We start from the raw sequence: 15,839 nt of genomic DNA on the forward strand, positions 1-15,839 counted from the left end.
GTAACAGCATACAGTGCTACTCGTCTTCAGTATCTGCTGTTGCATTATTCTCGGCTCTTTGCTCATGGAGTGTGGTACCAAGGGTTGCAGCAACTTCTTTCATTACAAACGCCTCAAGATTATCACCAACCTTGATATCGTTGAAGTTCTCAATGGACAGACCACATTCATAGCCAGACAATACTTCCTTGGCATCATCTTTAAAACGTCTCAGGGATTCAATTTTTCCGGTATAGACAACAACACCATCACGAAGAACATGAACCTTGGCATTCCGGGTGATTTTTCCATTTGTCACAGAACAGCCGGCAATGGTCCCAACCTTGGGGGCCTGGAATGTTTCACGAACTTCAGCATTACCGATAACATTTTCAACAAAATCGGGAGCCAGCATTCCCACCATTGCGGCAGTAATATCATCCAGTGCATGATAGATGACATCATAGGTTCGCATATCAACATTTTCCCTGGAGGCAAGCTCCTTCACCTTACCCGACGGCCGTACATTAAAGCCAATGATAATTGCCTCAGAAGCGGAGGCAAGCAAGACATCGGAGTCTGTCATGGTCCCAGTTCCCTCATGAAGGATCTTCACCTTCACCTCTTCAGTGGAAAGTTTCTCCGCTGCGGAAGCAAACGCCTCCAAGGTACCCTGCACATCAGCACGGAGAACAATCCGTAGTTCCTGAACATCGCCTTCACTCAACTTTTCAAAAAGAGTATCAAGTGAGACCTTGGAACCTGCAGCAAGCTCACTTTCACGAGCCTTCAAGGTTCTGGCCTGGGCAACATTCTTAGCCATTTTTTCATCGGTAACCACAACAAATTCGTCACCCGCGGATGGCACCCCAGTAATCCCCTGTACCTCAACAGGAATGGAGGGACCTGCACTCTTTATTGGCATACCTTTATCATTGAGTAATGCCCGGACTTTTCCACTGAATTGCCCTACAACAAAATGATCTCCGGTTCGAATGGTTCCTTCCTGAATAAGAACCGTGGCAACTGCGCCCCGTCCTTTATCAAGCTTGGCCTCAACAACCCGTCCCCTGGCCTTTCGTTCAGGATCAGCCTTTAACTCCATCATCTCAGCCATAAGCTGAATATTTTCCATGAGACTATCAATACCAATATTATTTTTGGCAGACATTTCAACGAAGATAGTTTGTCCTCCCCACTCTTCGGGAGCAAGGTCGAGATCGGAAAGCTCACGCTTGACCCGTTCAGGGTCCGCATTGTCTTTATCTATTTTATTGACGGCAACAAGAATCGGGACACCAGCTGCCTGAGCATGATGTATCGCTTCACGGGTCTGTTCCATAACACCATCATCGGCAGCCACGACCAGAATAACAAGATCCGTTACCTGGGCACCACGGGAACGCATTTCTGTAAATGCAGCATGACCGGGAGTATCAACAAAAGTAACATCCCCAGCTTCTGACTTCACATGGTAGGCACCGATATGCTGAGTGATACCTCCCGCTTCTCCATCAGCCACATCTGTCTTACGAATAGCATCAAGAATGGATGTCTTTCCATGATCAACATGCCCCATTACAGTTATAACCGGAGACCTTGAAACAGCAACGCCACCAGCTTCCTGCAGATCAAGCTGCTCGACACCGATCTCCTCAGTCATAGCTTGCTCCACATCATAACCGAAATCGGAAGCGACAAGAATTGCAGTATCAACATCAAGTGCCTGATTCACTGTGGCCATTACACCAAGTCCCATCAGTTTTGCTATGATTTCATTTGCTTTAATGCCCATGCGATGACCAAGATCACCAACACTGATGGTTTCATGAACCTTAATTTTCTTCTTACTGGCCTTCATTTCAGCAGCAGCCTGTTGAGGAACAACCTTGGCTTTCCCTCTACCCTTTTTGCCACGTTTTCCGAAATGGTCACCTTCATATCCGAAGCGAGTTACCCGAACCCCCTTACGCCCTTTTTTGGCACCCTTCCAGCTGCCCTTTCCACCTTTTTTGGAATCACTGTCATCATCGGACAGGGAATCGTCATCCTCTTTTTTCCCCTTCTTTTTCACACGAACAGGAGCGACAGGAGCAATCGGATCAGCGAGGTCAACGGGTCGCTTGCCTCCTTGAGGCCTTGGATCCGATTTTCTTACGGAAGATCGCCCGCTTTTTTTGCGTGGTGCTGGACTTGTCGGCTCCTCTTCAGGAAGCTCTATGGTACCCACAACTTTAGCGATTCCTGTTTTCGAAGGAATATGTGACACCTGTTCAACAAACCCTTCCTTTTTTACTTCTGGGACGACAACAGTCTCAGGCGCTTCTTCAGTTACAGAATCTTCTTCTACCGTTACTCCAGCTGTCACTTCCTGGACAGATTCTGTTTCAGAAGGAATTTCTTTTTCCTCTGCAGCTTCAGCTACAACTGTAGTTTCAGGCTCAACGGCCTCAGGGGCCTCAGTCGTAACCTCGACCTCGTCGGGAAAGTCAGCGGTCTCCTCAACTTCCTCCACGACTTCTTTTTTCGGACGACGAATAATAGTTGCCCGTCGCCGGATAACTGTGGTGCCACCTTCCGCATCAGCATCAATTCGTTTCTCAACCAATTTAGAGTCAGAACTTTGCAGTACTTCTGCACGGATTCTTAATGCCGTATCATCATCAACCGTTGAACTATGTCCTTTGATATCATATCCCAGTTCTATCAGTTTATCTGCCAAAGTCTTACTGGCCATACCGGCCTCTTTCGCCAACTCGTAAATCCTAACCCTGCTCATGCACTACTCCTGTTCTTCCCAGTTTCCCTTAGAAACGCAAATAAATATACAATACCGCTATATTGATTCAATTCAGTCGAAAAGCTCTTTTCCATACCTGTTTAGGGCTTGAAAATTTTTCCACACATTTCCCTTCTTTACAGCAATACACTCCTCTGCCGGACATCCTTTGCTGCCTATCTAAAACCGCAGTTGCTTCTTTGAATTGCCATACATATCTATGCAACATATCCTTAGCAACCTTTTTGCGACAGATAATACACGTCCGGACAGGTAGAGTATTCTTATTTTTGTTCATTCTCTACTGGCGTTTCCACTACCAAATCTTCCTTTTCAACGCTATCACTTCCGGAAACTGGTACAGTTTTGGCTGCAGCAGCCTCCACATCCACCCCAGCCCCTGGTTCGGATACTGAAACAGTTTTTTCCGCTCCCGGTTTCTTAGGTTTTTCAGCAGTCACCACACCTTCACCTATCATCCTCACGGCTGTGTCAATAAGATGCTGTGCCTGTTCCTCATTTATAGAACGAATAACGATAAGATCCTCGACGGCAGCCTCTGCAAGTTTTTCGATGGAGAAAATCCCACGAGCAAGAAGCTGATCAGCCAGAGGCTCTTCAATTCCATCGATGGCAAGGAGCGTCTGATAACCAGGATTCTCAAGGTTCGCATAACGCTGTTCGCTTTTCACATCGATACGCCAGCCAAGAAGGCGTGACGCAAGGCGTACATTTTGCCCTTGACGACCAATTGCAAGAGAAAGCTGATCATTAGGCACTACAACAAGAAGAGTTTTTGCCTCTTCATCGGCCATAACCATGGACACATGGGCGGGTGCCAAGGCGTTATACACGTATTTTGCTGGATCAGGACTCCAGGGAACGATATCGATACGCTCACCTTGCAGCTCCTGAACAACATTCTGCACTCTGGATCCTTTCATCCCAACACAGGCACCAACAGGATCAACATCGGTCTCAAGAGAACTCACGGCAATCTTTGCCCGAAAACCGGGTTCACGACTAACACCCATGATCTCGACAATTCCCTCTGCAATCTCTGGCACTTCCATTGTAAAAAGCTTAGCAAGAAAATCGTTGCAGGTACGTGACAGGATAAGCTGTGAATCTCTGGCATTCTGGCGAACATCATCGAGGTAGGCACGAATACGATCGCCCTGTTTAAAAGAACGTTTTGGAATCTGCTGATCACGCGGTAGAATGGCATCGGTACGACCCAGATTGACAATCATATTGCCACGTTCAAAACGCTGAACAATGCCACTTACGACTTCGCCCTTCCGATCTTTAAACATTTCAAAGATAACATCTCGTTCAGCATCCTTCATCTTATGGATAATGACCTGCTTAGCAGATTGAGCAGCAATACGACCAAGGTCTTCGATGTTTTCCATCTTCTCACCAAGCTCATCGTCAAGCTGAACCTCAGGGTCAAGTTTTCGAGCAGCCTCAAGAGCGATTTCTGTCTGCTCATCCTCAACCTCGTTTACCACTGTACGAAATTGAAAAACCTCAACTTCACCAAATTCCTCATTGAAGCGCACTTCGATATCACGTCTGGAACCGAGCTTCTTCTTTGCTGCCGACTCCACAGCTTCTTCAATGGCTTCAATCAGTAGTTTTTTGTCAAAACCACGATCTCTGCATATTTGATCAATGATACGTTTTAAATCTGATAGCATCTTATTCCCCACAAAAAACAATCTATAATTGTATTGCCTTTTTATCTCTCTAATCAATGTAATAAAAATTCTACACTCTATGTACCACGCTTTAAGATGACCTATAGGGTCAGCCTGGCTTTCCTAATCTGATCCATCAAAAATCTTGTAGTTTCCCCATCTTCAACCAGTAAATCGAAGCCCAATTCATCCGACTCTCCGATCAAACCAACAAACACCTTCTGGCCATCAAGCGGATGTCGCAGCCTGACACGCGCCTTCTTCCCTTTGAACCGTTCAAAATCAGCGGCACTGCGCAATGGCCGTTCAAGACCCGGAGAAGAAACTTCCAAAGTAAATGAATGAGGGACAAGGTCCTCAACATCCAGAAAAAAGCTTACCTCCCGACTCACCTTGGTGCACTGATCAATTCCAACCCCGTCGGAACCATCGATAAAAAGACGAAGCACCCACCCTTCACCTTCCTGACGATACTGTATTTCTACAAGTTCAAGCCCTAAGGAAGGAAGAAGGGCTTCAACAAATTCCTGAACTTTTTCTATAACATAGTCACTCATACTTCCCTGTTCCGTTATGCACAAGCCCGTAAAACAGGCATAAAAAAAAGCGGGCATAGCCCACTTTCATAGCCACCTCCCCCGCAGGGTTGTGGTATGGCATCAACGAAAGAAAGGCGACCGAAATCCGTTGACACTGGAGCGGGCGACGAGGTTCGAACTCGCGACCCCAAGCTTGGGAAGCTTGTACTCTACCAACTGAGCTACACCCGCAAACATCCCGTTCCAGTATAAGAATAAAACATAAAAATAACCAGTTGTCAAGAAATGATACTTTCAAAAAGATCTTGATGCACAGCACAGTCAATACCAAGTTCTCCCCAGAGTCATTTTTCTTCCAGGTTTTCCAAACTCTCATTTCAAAAAGAACATGTTGCCTGTTCACAGCACCTTACATACACTTTCATCCTCTCCCTGCTTTCCTTTTTCAGGTGCCTGGTGGAATACAAATCAATAAATAGCGATTGACAAACCGACGAGGGATTAATACAACGTCTCAAACTTTACCCCTAACAAAGGACTGGAAACCAGAACAGCCCTCCAGTCCAATAACATGTAATTCCAGTAAACTACCATCAAAAAGAGTGATTTCCTTCGGCTATCGCTCATCAAACAAAACTAAATGCAACCTATAAAGAACGAAACAATAGCCGTAAACGGTTCCCCCATCAACATCTTGATGGCTGGAGACCATTCTCAAACGCCACTTCTCTTTCTTCACGGAAAAGCATTTCAGGCTGAGACCTGGCAACAACTTGGCACCATACAGGCTGCCATTGATGCCGGTTTTCCCATTCTGGCCCTTGACTTTCCAGGATTCGGAAAAAGTCCAGAGAGCGACACAACTCCCGAAACTGTAATAAATGGCGTACTGGAAGCAACTGGCATCAAAAGTATTATTATGGTAGCGCCTTCTATGAGCGGGAAGATAGCCATCGAATATGCCTTAGCCAACCCTCATAGAATTGCAGGCCTTGTTCTTATCGGTGCTGTCGGGGTTCAGGAAAACCGAGAGAACCTCTGTAAATTGCCCCCCCGAACTCTTCTTATCTGGGGCGAAAACGATCAGATTTCAGCACCTGCAAATGGAGCACTTTTGAATAGGGAAATCCCGGGATCTGAATTTGTGATTTTTAAAAACGCACCACACCCCTGCTACCTTGAGCAACCTGCATTCTGGCATGACACACTATTAAACTTTGCCCAAAAAGTTACCAAGCAAAATTAATATGACTGAAAAAACCCTCATTATTGCTGAAAAACCTAGTGTCGCTGCGGACCTTGCTAAAGTCTTGCCCGGGAAATTCACGAAAACTAAGACCCACTACGAAAGTGATTCTCATATAGTTTCCTACGCCATTGGTCATCTCGTTGCCATTCAATATCCAGAAGAGATTGATCCGAAGTATAAAAGTTGGGATCTCAGCAATCTCCCCATCCTACCAGAAGAATTCCCCTTAAAAGGACTTCAGGGAACGACAGCACAGCTCAACGCACTTCAGAAGCTTATTCGCAGAAAAGATGTAACTGAAATCATTAATGCCTGTGATGCGGGGCGTGAAGGAGAGTTAATCTTCAAATACATCCTCCGCTATGTATGGAACAAATCCGTTTCCGGGAAGAAGCTCAAAAGACTGTGGCTGCAATCGATGACCCGGGACTCAATAAAAGAGGCCTTTGCCAACCTGCGCGAGAATGATGAAATGCTCGCCCTGGAAGATGCTGCTCTCTGCCGTTCTGAATCAGATTGGCTTATCGGACTCAATGCCACCCGTGCACTCACTGGCTTCAACTCACGAAAAGGCGGCTTTTTTCTCACCTCATGCGGCAGAGTACAGACCCCTACTCTCTCACTTCTTGTAAAACGAGAACAGGTTCGTCGGGAATTTGAACCGCAAGATTTTTTCACTCTTCAGGCAACATTCACGTTTGACAACAGCTCCTATGTCGGCAAATGGATAGACCCTGACTTCAAAAAAGATCCTGAGAACGAACATGCTCGAGCAGACCGACTCTGGAAAGAAGAGGCAGCTGATAACAGAGTTGCAAAATGCTCAGGACAACCTGCTGATGTATCAGAAACCAGTAAAAAATCGACGCAGCGCGCCCCTGCTCTGTACGATCTCACTTCTCTGCAACGTGAGGCAAACGGACGTTTTGGTTTCTCGGCAAAGAACACTTTGGCCATTGCTCAGGCCCTATACGAACGACATAAAGTCCTTACCTACCCCCGTACCGACAGCCGTCACCTGCCTGAAGACTATCTTAATAATGTCAAAAAAACGGTCAAGATACAGGAGGGTTGGCAACTGGGGAAACATGCTGCCACAGCACTCGAACAGGGCTATATCAAAAAAAACAAACTTATCTTCGATAACAAAAAGATTTCAGACCATCACGCTATCATTCCGACCAACACTTTGCCGGGTTCACTCAGTGAAGCAGAACTGAAAGTTTACACTATGGTCGTGCAGCGCTTTCTAGCTGTATTTTTTCCCCCAGCCACCTATCTTAACACCAGACGAATTTCCATTGTAGAGGAAGAGACATTTCTCACTGAAGGAAAAATTCTGACCAATCCAGGTTGGAAAATCGTCTACCAGGGAATCGACAATCAGGAATCCGACAAATTACTGGTTGAAATACCGCAAGGAACTAACATTCATTGCAAAGAAGTTGTTAAAGAAAAATCTGAAACAAAACCACCACCACGCTTCAACGAGGCAACCCTGCTCTCAGCCATGGAGCATTCAGGAAAATTTGTTGATGATGAAGAACTGGCAGAAGCCATGAAGGAAAGTGGCCTCGGAACACCGGCTACACGTGCTGCAATTATCGAGAAATTAATCAAGGAAAAGTATATTGTCCGGGAGGGTCGCGAGCTTACCCCTACGGGAAAAGCATTCGAACTTTTTTCACTGCTCGAAGCCCTGAAGATTGAAGTACTCGCCTCTCCTCAAATGACTGGGGAATGGGAATTCAAACTGAACCAGATCCTTCATGGAAAATTCACACGGAAACAATTCATGAAAGAGATTCGGGATCTTACCAGACATATTATTTCCCAGGTTCGGGAGTTTGAAAAATCGCCAATCCAAAAAGAAGCCCCCTTCAGCCCGGTTGACGATATTCGTTTCTTTGAAACCCCCACGGCCTACATTTCAGAAGATAAGAAAATCACTCTCAGAAAAATTCTTGGTGGCAGGATCATGAGCCAGGATGAGATTGTCAGCATTATAAACGGACAAACCCTGGGCCCTTTCAGTGATTTCAGAAGTAAACGTGGAAAACCCTTCACTGCCTCTGTTCGTTTAACCAAAAACAAAGTAGAGTTTCTTTTTACAGACTCCATTGAAGACCTTGACATCAAGGCCATCAAGGCCAGTGAACCACTTGGAGTCTCTCCCGTTGACAACACCCCGGTCTTTGAGACCCCAACTGCCTACATGTCCGAATCACGGCTGGAGGGAGACAAGGACAAGGGTTTGCAGATTGGCAAAGTTATCCTTGGCCGTGCCATCACCAGCGACCACATCAGACAGCTCCTGAGTGATGGAAAAACAGAGTTAATACCAAACTTCATATCAAAGAAAAAAAGACCATTTGACGCCTACTTGTTAATGAACAAGACGGGGAAGATCAGTTTTGAGTTTCCACCACGAAAACGGAAAGAGCCGGCTAAAAATAAAAATTAAGGGGCCGTGGCCTCATTATACTATGAAAAAAATTAAAGACGAATTACAGGACAAAAGCAGTTTTGAGCTGGTCACCATCTGCGTCAAGGCTGCCCTGGATACAAAGGCAGAAGACCTGGTCGTACTCGATGTACGCGAACTTTCCTCCTTCACCGACTACTTTGTCATCATGAGTGGCCGTTCCAGTCGCCACGTACAGGGTCTCGCCGAAGCACTGGAAAAAGCGATGCGTTCAAAAAGAATTAGTGCGGCAAAAGCAGAAGGAATTCAGGAAGGAATGTGGGTTCTTCTTGACTTTGCTGATGTAGTAGTTCATATTTTCTATCATGAACAGCGATCTTTTTACGACCTGGAAGGGCTGTGGCATGATGCCCCAAGAGTGGAAATAAACGAGAGCTAATATATGCAATACATCAGTACCCGTGGCGGCATTGACCCCGTTCCCTTCACTAAAGCCGTGATGATGGGACTTGCCGACGATGGCGGCCTACTCCTCCCAAGAACGATTCCTCGTATTGGTAGCGATACCTTTGGTCAATGGAAAGATCTTTCTTATCCTAAACTGGCCTTTGAGATTATGTCTCGTTTTATCGATGACATTCCCGGAACTGATCTCCGTGACATAATCAGTCGCTCCTATGCAACTTTTGATACAGAACAGGTTATCCCTATCATCCACCAGGGACCTCTCCACATTATGGAGCTTTTCCATGGCCCTACCCTGGCTTTTAAAGATGTTGCCCTGCAGTTCCTCGGCAATATTTTTGAATACCTCCTGGAAAAAGATGATTCGGTTATGAATATTCTGGGTGCCACCTCCGGTGATACCGGTAGCGCTGCCATTTACGGAGTAAGAGGAAAAGAACGAATTAACATCTTCATTCTCCACCCTCATAAACGAGTAAGTAAAGTCCAGGAAAAACAGATGACAACGGTGACGGACAGCAATGTTTTTAATATTGCTATCCGCGGTACCTTTGACGATGGCCAGGCTATTGTGAAAGCCATCTTCAATGATCTGGACTTCAAGGAAAAACAACATCTTGGAGCCATCAATTCCATCAACTGGGCCAGGGTCCTTGCTCAGGTAGTCTACTATGTACACGCTTGTCTCCATATTTCCAGTCACGAAAATGATAAAGCGACGGATTTCTCGGTCCCTACAGGAAACTTTGGCGATATATTCGCTGGTTATATTGCAAAGCGCATGCTTCCCGAAGGAACAATCAGAAAATTAATGCTGGCAACTAACTCCAATGACATCCTCTCACGAATGGTCAGTAATGGTGACTACTCTCTTGGTGATGTTGTAGCTACTTCAAGTCCTTCCATGGATATCCAGTCGGCTTCCAACTTTGAGCGTTACCTGTACTATCTCCTCGACAAAGAACCTAATCGAACAAATCAGGCCATGATGCAGTTTGCTGAAACCGGTGAAATCAATCTCACCGATTTCAAGGATCAGATCCAGAGGGATTTCATTACAGAAAAGGCCACTGAAGAGGATGTCTCGACTTGCATCCGTGATTTCTATAAGCAATATGGCTACATTATGGATCCACACACGGCAGTCGGGGTGCACTGTGCCCTTAAACACCAGGAAAAGGGAATCCCTGTCTGCTGCCTGGCCACCGCCCATCCCGGAAAATTTGGCGATACCGTGGAAGCTGCCATAGAAAAACCCCTTGAGCTCCCCGATTCCATTGCTGTCTTAATGGAAGAAAACAGAGAGTCTCGCTGTGAACTGATGGATGCCGACAGAAACGATATACAGGAATTTGTCAAAAAACATTCCAAACACAACTGCTAACACAATGCAGGGAGCAGCAGAACACAAAAGACAGGTGGAGGAGTGCGTTGCCCACCTGAAGCAGCTACTCCCATTCACTCCCGATCTGCTTATACAGCTCGGGACCGGCCTTGGTCACTTTGGAGACAGAATCACCAGCGCACTGATGCTTCCCTACTCCGAAATTCCCCACTTTCCAAGATCTACAGTTGCTAGTCACAGTGGAAACCTTATCCTTGGCTATCTTGGCGATAAAAAAGTTGCCGTCCTTCAGGGAAGATTTCACTTTTATGAAGGGTACTCCACAAAGGAGGTTGCCTTCCCCATCAGAGTACTGTCACTCCTCGGAGCGAAGACCCTGATCGTGACCAACGCTGCAGGTGGACTCAATCCGCTTTTTCAGGCAGGATCCATCATGGTTTTCCGGGATCACCTGAATTTCCTGGGTGAGAACCCGCTGCGAGGCCCGAATATTGACAACTGGGGCCCGCGTTTTCCCGATTTTTCAACCCCATACCACCCGGGGCTTATCAAAACTGCTCTGGACAGTGCCAGCTTCTGTAAAATCGCCAACGTAATCAGTGGTGTTTATGTCTGTATCCCTGGCCCAAGTCTTGAAACACCAGCTGAGACAAGGTGGCTTCGTGAAAGTGGCGCAGATGCTGTGGGCATGTCATCTGTTCCTGAAATCATAGTCGCCAAACACGGTGGAATGGATGTGCTTGGTTTATCTGTTGTTTCTAACGTGAACGACCCTGACAATTTTGAGCCTATTATTCTTGAGGATATTATAGCCACTGCCGAAGCCATGGAACCAAAACTTGAACAGTTAATCGTAGAGATTGCTGCACGGATACCATCATGACAACACAACGGGCTGATACCATTATTTCCGGCAGTTACCTCATCCCGGATTCCAGACAAAAAAATGTCATCAATAATGGGGCTGTAGCGGTGTCGAAGGATAGCATCGCAGCAATCGGTACCAGCGAAGACATCCTTGCACAGTTTACAACAGAGCGCCATATCCACACAGATCATGGCCTGATTATGCCCGGCCTTGTCAACACCCATACCCATGCACCAATGGCCTGTTTCCGTGGACTCGCCGACGACCTGCCCCTAATGACCTGGCTTGAAAAACACATTTTTCCGGTGGAAGCCCGCTGGACTCCCGAAATGATCTATCACTCCACGCTGCTGTCACTTGCTGAGATGATCAAATCCGGAACCACCAGTTTCTGTGACATGTATCTTTTTTCGAAAGAGGTGGCGAGAGCTACGGTTGAATCCGGGATGCGGGCATGGATTGGTGAAGTACTTTATGACTTTCCGTCTCCCTGTTATGGCGATCTGGAGAATGGTTTTTCCTATGTGGAAGAGCTCTTTGGTCTCTATTCAGGCCATTCGCTCATTTCAATCACTGCCGATCCCCACTCAGTTTATACCTGTTCACCGGAACTACTGACGCGGCTCGGGAAAGTTGCACAGAGCCATGACAGTCTCTACGCAATTCATCTCTCCGAGAATGAAGCGGAAGTGAACACCTGCAAAGAGCGCTATAACTGCTCCCCGGTAGACCATCTGGAGCGCTTGGGACTACTTGGCCCCAAAACACTGGCTGCTCATTGCGTTATGCTGGATGACAGAGAAATTGCACTTATGGCTGAGCGGGGTGTAAAAGTATCCCACTGTCAGGAATCAAACATGAAACTTGCCTCGGGCACCGCGCCCGTTGTCAAGATGATCGAAGCTGGTATAGAGGTTGGAATAGGAACGGACGGTGCCGCGTCAAACAACGATGTGGATATGTTCGGAGAGATGAACACGGTTGCTAAGATCCACAAAGTTGCCCGTATGGATCCTACAGCAATGGGCGCTGAACAGACCCTGCATGCAGCAACACTTGGTGGAGCTACAACTCTTGGGGCCAGTGATCATATCGGAACACTTGCAGTCGGCAAAAAAGCGGATATGATTGTACTCAACATGAACCAACCGCACCTCACACCACTGTATAACATTCCGTCGCACCTTGTCTACGCAGCTCGCGGGTCTGATGTCATCCATTCAATCATAAACGGCAGGATCGTTATGGAAGACAGAGTTCTCCAAAGCCTTGATGAAGAGCAGATTCTTGCCCGGATGCGAGAGATCGGACAAAACATTGTCAGGCATGGAAAGGATTGACATTCTCGCAGTACTGCTCTACACTCAGTAATCTGTATATAGAAAGTTGTTAACTGTGATTTTATACGTATAGAGGAAGCACTATGTTTGGACTTGGAATGCCTGAGCTAATTGTTATTCTGGTCATTATTGTTATTATTTTTGGTGCTGGCAAACTTCCGGAAATTGGATCGGGAATTGGTAAAGGCATCAAAAATTTTAAGGATGCCACCAAAAAAGAAGAAACAAAAACGATTGACGAAGACACCAAAGGTGATTCACAGACCTGAGCCGACGGCTCCCCCCGACTTTACTCTAACTGGAGAAAACCATGTTTGGACTCGGAACCCCTGAATTAGTTGTTATTCTCGGCATTGCTGTTCTTGTTTTCGGAGGAAAAAAACTTCCGGAAATTGGGTCAGGTCTAGGTAAGGCAATCTCGTCGTTCAAAAACGGGATAAGTGACGTTGAAGACGGCGGCAAGAAAATTCTGGAAGATGTTCCCGGGGTGAAAGAAGTTACAGCCGTAAAAGACAAAGTTGATGCAGTAAAAAACATCGGCAATATTCTCAAATAACCTATCAGTCTGGTCGCCCCAGCAATGAATATGAAGGAGAATCGTAATCGGTTCTCCTTTTTTTGCCCCCATGATTTTCTTTTTTTCACACTTCATCTTTCTTGACAAGTCTCTCCACCTTGACATACTCTAAAAGAGAAAAAACTATATTTATGGTTTAGATTTATCTCCTACACCGAAGGGAAATCATGTCAAATCGTCGTAACTATGAGCGCCTGTTGATTCAAAAATTTGCCATTCTGAAACTTGCAAATGGCGAAACCATCCAGGGACAAACCCGTGATCTTGGAATGGGTGGAGCCTTTATAGAATGTGCGCCAGATATTCACCTTGAGGAGGGGACAGAATGTACCATCAGCCTGGTACTCAATGATGAAGAGGAAAGAATGATCACAGAAATATATGGCTGTATCAGCCACTGCGATAACAGCGGGGGACTTGGATGTAATTTCCTGAAAATCAACGCCACGTACTACCAGTTCATAGGGGAAGCATCGGATTAATGAGAAAACGTGACCACGCCGGGTCAAAACCTGCAAATACTTGCTGTCATTTCTAATACTTATTCATTTCTTACATTCCTTTTTTATATCAGGCGCAGGCGCCACTAAACAGTCTAAAAGAAATGTTTGCTCTTCTTCATTAAGGTCGGCACCACGTCGTTTAACCATCCGTTTTATAGTTGCGTCCCAACGACGTTTTGATTTTTCATCCACCTGGCTACAGACACGATCCAGATAGTGACAGGACTGGCAACGGTTCAACAAAAGTTCAGCACAACCTGCCTTTGATTCAGCTTGCACACTAAATGGCACCATAAGATAGAGAAATACGACGACAGCACTACACCACTTCATACATTTGCTCCTTTGATCGCTGAATTCTGCTACACTCTTTGGAATCAATATAACTGTTTACCACGGTAGCACAAAATTCACAAAAAACAACCTGATTACCACTAATCCTCAGCCTGCACGCCTGAGGAGGAGTTGGTTCGTGTTGATTATATGGGCATCTGCGGCCTGGACGGCCACAGCAGAGCCCCCAGGGATGGGTTTATGGCGTCCCTTATAGTCGACACGGAACAGCTCCGGGTTGCAAAGCTGAGTTTCGATGGTAATCAGGAAAAACAATTATTCGGGTGAAACGATAACATTACAAAACAAACGCCAGTTTCTTCATGGGGGAACACTAATCAGGAACGACAGGTTCCCCCTGCATGAATACCTGTCCAATCAATCAGGCAGGAGTAGTTCCCTCCACTCTTGCAATCACCGAAGCAAGTCCTCTCTCTTTTTCCCGGTCTGGAAACAGAACTGCCAGAAGATCACGTCTCTCTTCCTGATCACGTCGCCTCAGACGACGTTTTGCAATTTCCCGAACTTCCTCCTGCCGTATTGTCACCATCTGTCGCAGAAAAATCTGTGCCTCGGAAAACTCTCTTTCTGAAATCGTCCCAGTGCCATTCTCGTCTTTTTCCTTCATGGCAAGTTTTATTTCCTGAACAGGTCTGACCTCCCCATCCTCAGTGAGAAAAAAACCATTGGCTGCAACCTCGCCCATAAGTACATTATCTCGATCCCGCAGTTGAAATGCGGTCTTGTCATGGGTCAGACAGATGGCTCCTACGCCAGCCTCCTGAAGACTGAGAAGTGCAGCCTCTCCTGATTTCTCGGGAGACCAGATGCGAAGTTTTTTAAAAATCTCATCATTCTCATCAATCCAGCCATTCCTATCCATATCGTGTAAGGCCAGTTCCTGAAATCCATAGCCAGTGCTTGGTCCAAAAAGTTCGCTTCCGTTATTAATTTTTTTATCATTATTTAAATCAAGAGCGAGAAACCCACTACCGGGCTGCAATGAAAAAGATTCATCGCTAATCCCGTCACTATCCAGATCAAACTGGAAACTGCGATTTGCTAGATTTTCTAAGTTGCAATCAAAGTTAAAGACCAGCGGATCCATCAACACCCCGCCTGCCCCACGCCATGCCATGCTCTCGGTAACACGTGCTTGCCGCTCCATACTGAGATCAAGTGAAAAATTCAGATCCCGCCCATCTTCCAACTGCACTGAACCGGAAGAGTGAATAGAGACCTTTTCATAGTGGTAGCTAGTAGAAACAGATGCAAAAGAAAACACAGCAATCTTTCCTGGTGGGTTCAGAGGTTCCGACAAGATAACATTTCCCTGGCCCTCAAGTCCTTGAATCCTCCTTAAGCGGACCCGTTGTCCAACTACCTCAGTTACCATCTGTTCCAAAGCATGATCGGCAGTGGTTTTGTATTCTTTTTCTCCATCGGTGCAGTGTACCGTACTTATGGCCGTACACTCCTGTGACTGACGGCTTTCTTCGACCCTTTCCCTTCGCAGGTCTGGTTCTCCAGAGAGATTAAGCCGAAATTCCGGATCCTCCCCCAACCTGCCTGCCACCATTTGCGCTACTCTCCCGGTCACATCCCTGTGTTCTGCCGACGCGTCCATGCTGATGTGGGAAGTGTTAATTTTCATGTCACTCCTCCTGCGTCAAATAAATCATTGCGGCCGTTGGCCATTATTCCCTTTCCTGACAAAAAAGAAAAGGACTCCAT

At 46.3% G+C, this 15,839-nt stretch carries 16 protein-coding genes and 1 tRNA gene; 10 read left to right on the forward strand and 7 right to left on the reverse strand.

Translation table 11 applies throughout. From position 1 onward, the window contains the following. Positions 1 to 16 precede the first annotated feature (16 nt). The 5 genes from infB to UWK_RS00095 form a co-directional block, all read right to left on the reverse strand. Positions 17 to 2,758 (reverse strand): translation initiation factor IF-2, encoded by a 2,742-nt coding sequence (gene infB / locus UWK_RS00075; protein WP_015402304.1) that lies wholly within the window; start codon positions 2,756 to 2,758, stop codon positions 17 to 19. 67 nt (positions 2,759 to 2,825) lie between these two features. Further along, positions 2,826 to 3,056, reverse strand: a complete 231-nt coding sequence (locus UWK_RS20075; RefSeq protein ID WP_041916244.1) for a YlxR family protein — start codon at positions 3,054 to 3,056, stop codon at positions 2,826 to 2,828. Next, on the reverse strand, positions 3,043 to 4,461 hold the full coding sequence (gene nusA, locus UWK_RS00085; RefSeq protein ID WP_015402305.1) for a transcription termination factor NusA: 1,419 nt from the start codon (positions 4,459 to 4,461) through the stop codon (positions 3,043 to 3,045). The genes UWK_RS20075 and nusA overlap by 14 nt, the downstream gene beginning before the upstream one ends. A 101-nt stretch (positions 4,462 to 4,562) precedes the next feature. Continuing rightward, entirely contained in the window at positions 4,563 to 5,018 is a 456-nt protein-coding gene (locus UWK_RS00090; protein ID WP_015402306.1) for a ribosome maturation factor RimP, read from the reverse strand. Between the two features lie 137 nt (positions 5,019 to 5,155). Continuing rightward, positions 5,156 to 5,231: transfer RNA gene (locus UWK_RS00095), tRNA-Gly, on the reverse strand. A 409-nt stretch (positions 5,232 to 5,640) separates the two neighbouring features. Between UWK_RS00095 and UWK_RS00100 the strand changes: the two genes are divergently transcribed. From UWK_RS00100 to UWK_RS00140, 9 genes are all read left to right on the forward strand, one after another. Continuing rightward, complete coding sequence (locus UWK_RS00100) at positions 5,641 to 6,246, forward strand: alpha/beta fold hydrolase (protein WP_015402307.1); 606 nt, start codon at positions 5,641 to 5,643, stop codon at positions 6,244 to 6,246. A gap of 1 nt (position 6,247) precedes the next feature. Further along, positions 6,248 to 8,713: a DNA topoisomerase III gene (locus tag UWK_RS00105; RefSeq protein ID WP_015402308.1), complete on the forward strand. Its 2,466-nt coding sequence runs from the start codon at positions 6,248 to 6,250 to the stop codon at positions 8,711 to 8,713. 22 nt (positions 8,714 to 8,735) lie between these two features. Beyond that, positions 8,736 to 9,113 (forward strand): ribosome silencing factor, encoded by a 378-nt coding sequence (gene rsfS / locus UWK_RS00110; protein ID WP_015402309.1) that lies wholly within the window; start codon positions 8,736 to 8,738, stop codon positions 9,111 to 9,113. A 3-nt stretch (positions 9,114 to 9,116) separates the two neighbouring features. Further along, entirely contained in the window at positions 9,117 to 10,523 is a 1,407-nt protein-coding gene (gene thrC, locus UWK_RS00115) for a threonine synthase (RefSeq protein ID WP_015402310.1), read from the forward strand. A 4-nt stretch (positions 10,524 to 10,527) separates the two neighbouring features. Next, positions 10,528 to 11,367, forward strand: coding sequence for a purine-nucleoside phosphorylase (locus UWK_RS00120; protein ID WP_015402311.1), 840 nt, complete (start codon positions 10,528 to 10,530; stop codon positions 11,365 to 11,367). After that, complete coding sequence (locus UWK_RS00125) at positions 11,364 to 12,692, forward strand: amidohydrolase family protein (protein WP_015402312.1); 1,329 nt, start codon at positions 11,364 to 11,366, stop codon at positions 12,690 to 12,692. The genes UWK_RS00120 and UWK_RS00125 overlap by 4 nt, the downstream gene beginning before the upstream one ends. 83 nt (positions 12,693 to 12,775) lie before the next feature. Next, positions 12,776 to 12,961, forward strand: a complete 186-nt coding sequence (tatA, locus tag UWK_RS00130) for a twin-arginine translocase TatA/TatE family subunit (protein WP_015402313.1) — start codon at positions 12,776 to 12,778, stop codon at positions 12,959 to 12,961. Positions 12,962 to 13,002: 41 nt separating this feature from the next. Continuing rightward, a complete protein-coding gene (locus UWK_RS00135; RefSeq protein WP_015402314.1) occupies positions 13,003 to 13,248 on the forward strand; it encodes a Sec-independent protein translocase subunit TatA/TatB in 246 nt (81 codons plus the stop codon). A 188-nt stretch (positions 13,249 to 13,436) separates the two neighbouring features. After that, complete coding sequence (locus UWK_RS00140) at positions 13,437 to 13,751, forward strand: PilZ domain-containing protein (protein WP_015402315.1); 315 nt, start codon at positions 13,437 to 13,439, stop codon at positions 13,749 to 13,751. Positions 13,752 to 13,814: 63 nt separating this feature from the next. On the opposite strand, the gene UWK_RS00145 is transcribed toward UWK_RS00140, so the two are convergent. Continuing rightward, positions 13,815 to 14,105, reverse strand: coding sequence for a hypothetical protein (locus UWK_RS00145; RefSeq protein ID WP_015402316.1), 291 nt, complete (start codon positions 14,103 to 14,105; stop codon positions 13,815 to 13,817). 132 nt (positions 14,106 to 14,237) lie between these two features. Between UWK_RS00145 and UWK_RS19530 the strand changes: the two genes are divergently transcribed. After that, on the forward strand, positions 14,238 to 14,393 hold the full coding sequence (locus UWK_RS19530) for a hypothetical protein (protein ID WP_167320691.1): 156 nt from the start codon (positions 14,238 to 14,240) through the stop codon (positions 14,391 to 14,393). 94 nt (positions 14,394 to 14,487) lie between these two features. Here UWK_RS19530 and UWK_RS17965 read toward each other — a convergent pair whose 3' ends face one another. Continuing rightward, on the reverse strand, positions 14,488 to 15,759 hold the full coding sequence (locus UWK_RS17965) for a hypothetical protein (RefSeq protein WP_015402317.1): 1,272 nt from the start codon (positions 15,757 to 15,759) through the stop codon (positions 14,488 to 14,490). Between the last annotated feature and the right edge of the window lie 80 nt (positions 15,760 to 15,839).

This window comes from Desulfocapsa sulfexigens DSM 10523, from assembly GCF_000341395.1.
GTDB lineage: Bacteria > Desulfobacterota > Desulfobulbia > Desulfobulbales > Desulfocapsaceae > Desulfocapsa > Desulfocapsa sulfexigens.

Excerpts from the sequence above, each read along its gene's own strand:
- infB (WP_015402304.1), bottom strand. The coding sequence starts at position 2,758 with ATGAGCAGGGTTAGGATTTACGAGTTGGCGAAAGAGGCCGGTATGGCC.
- UWK_RS20075 (WP_041916244.1), bottom strand. The coding sequence starts at position 3,056 with ATGAACAAAAATAAGAATACTCTACCTGTCCGGACGTGTATTATCTGT.
- nusA (WP_015402305.1), bottom strand. The coding sequence starts at position 4,461 with ATGCTATCAGATTTAAAACGTATCATTGATCAAATATGCAGAGATCGT.
- UWK_RS00090 (WP_015402306.1), bottom strand. The coding sequence starts at position 5,018 with ATGAGTGACTATGTTATAGAAAAAGTTCAGGAATTTGTTGAAGCCCTT.
- UWK_RS00100 (WP_015402307.1), top strand. The coding sequence starts at position 5,641 with ATGCAACCTATAAAGAACGAAACAATAGCCGTAAACGGTTCCCCCATC.
- UWK_RS00105 (WP_015402308.1), top strand. The coding sequence starts at position 6,248 with ATGACTGAAAAAACCCTCATTATTGCTGAAAAACCTAGTGTCGCTGCG.
- rsfS (WP_015402309.1), top strand. The coding sequence starts at position 8,736 with ATGAAAAAAATTAAAGACGAATTACAGGACAAAAGCAGTTTTGAGCTG.
- thrC (WP_015402310.1), top strand. The coding sequence starts at position 9,117 with ATGCAATACATCAGTACCCGTGGCGGCATTGACCCCGTTCCCTTCACT.
- UWK_RS00120 (WP_015402311.1), top strand. The coding sequence starts at position 10,528 with ATGCAGGGAGCAGCAGAACACAAAAGACAGGTGGAGGAGTGCGTTGCC.
- UWK_RS00125 (WP_015402312.1), top strand. The coding sequence starts at position 11,364 with ATGACAACACAACGGGCTGATACCATTATTTCCGGCAGTTACCTCATC.
- tatA (WP_015402313.1), top strand. The coding sequence starts at position 12,776 with ATGTTTGGACTTGGAATGCCTGAGCTAATTGTTATTCTGGTCATTATT.
- UWK_RS00135 (WP_015402314.1), top strand. The coding sequence starts at position 13,003 with ATGTTTGGACTCGGAACCCCTGAATTAGTTGTTATTCTCGGCATTGCT.
- UWK_RS00140 (WP_015402315.1), top strand. The coding sequence starts at position 13,437 with ATGTCAAATCGTCGTAACTATGAGCGCCTGTTGATTCAAAAATTTGCC.
- UWK_RS00145 (WP_015402316.1), bottom strand. The coding sequence starts at position 14,105 with ATGAAGTGGTGTAGTGCTGTCGTCGTATTTCTCTATCTTATGGTGCCA.
- UWK_RS17965 (WP_015402317.1), bottom strand. The coding sequence starts at position 15,759 with ATGAAAATTAACACTTCCCACATCAGCATGGACGCGTCGGCAGAACAC.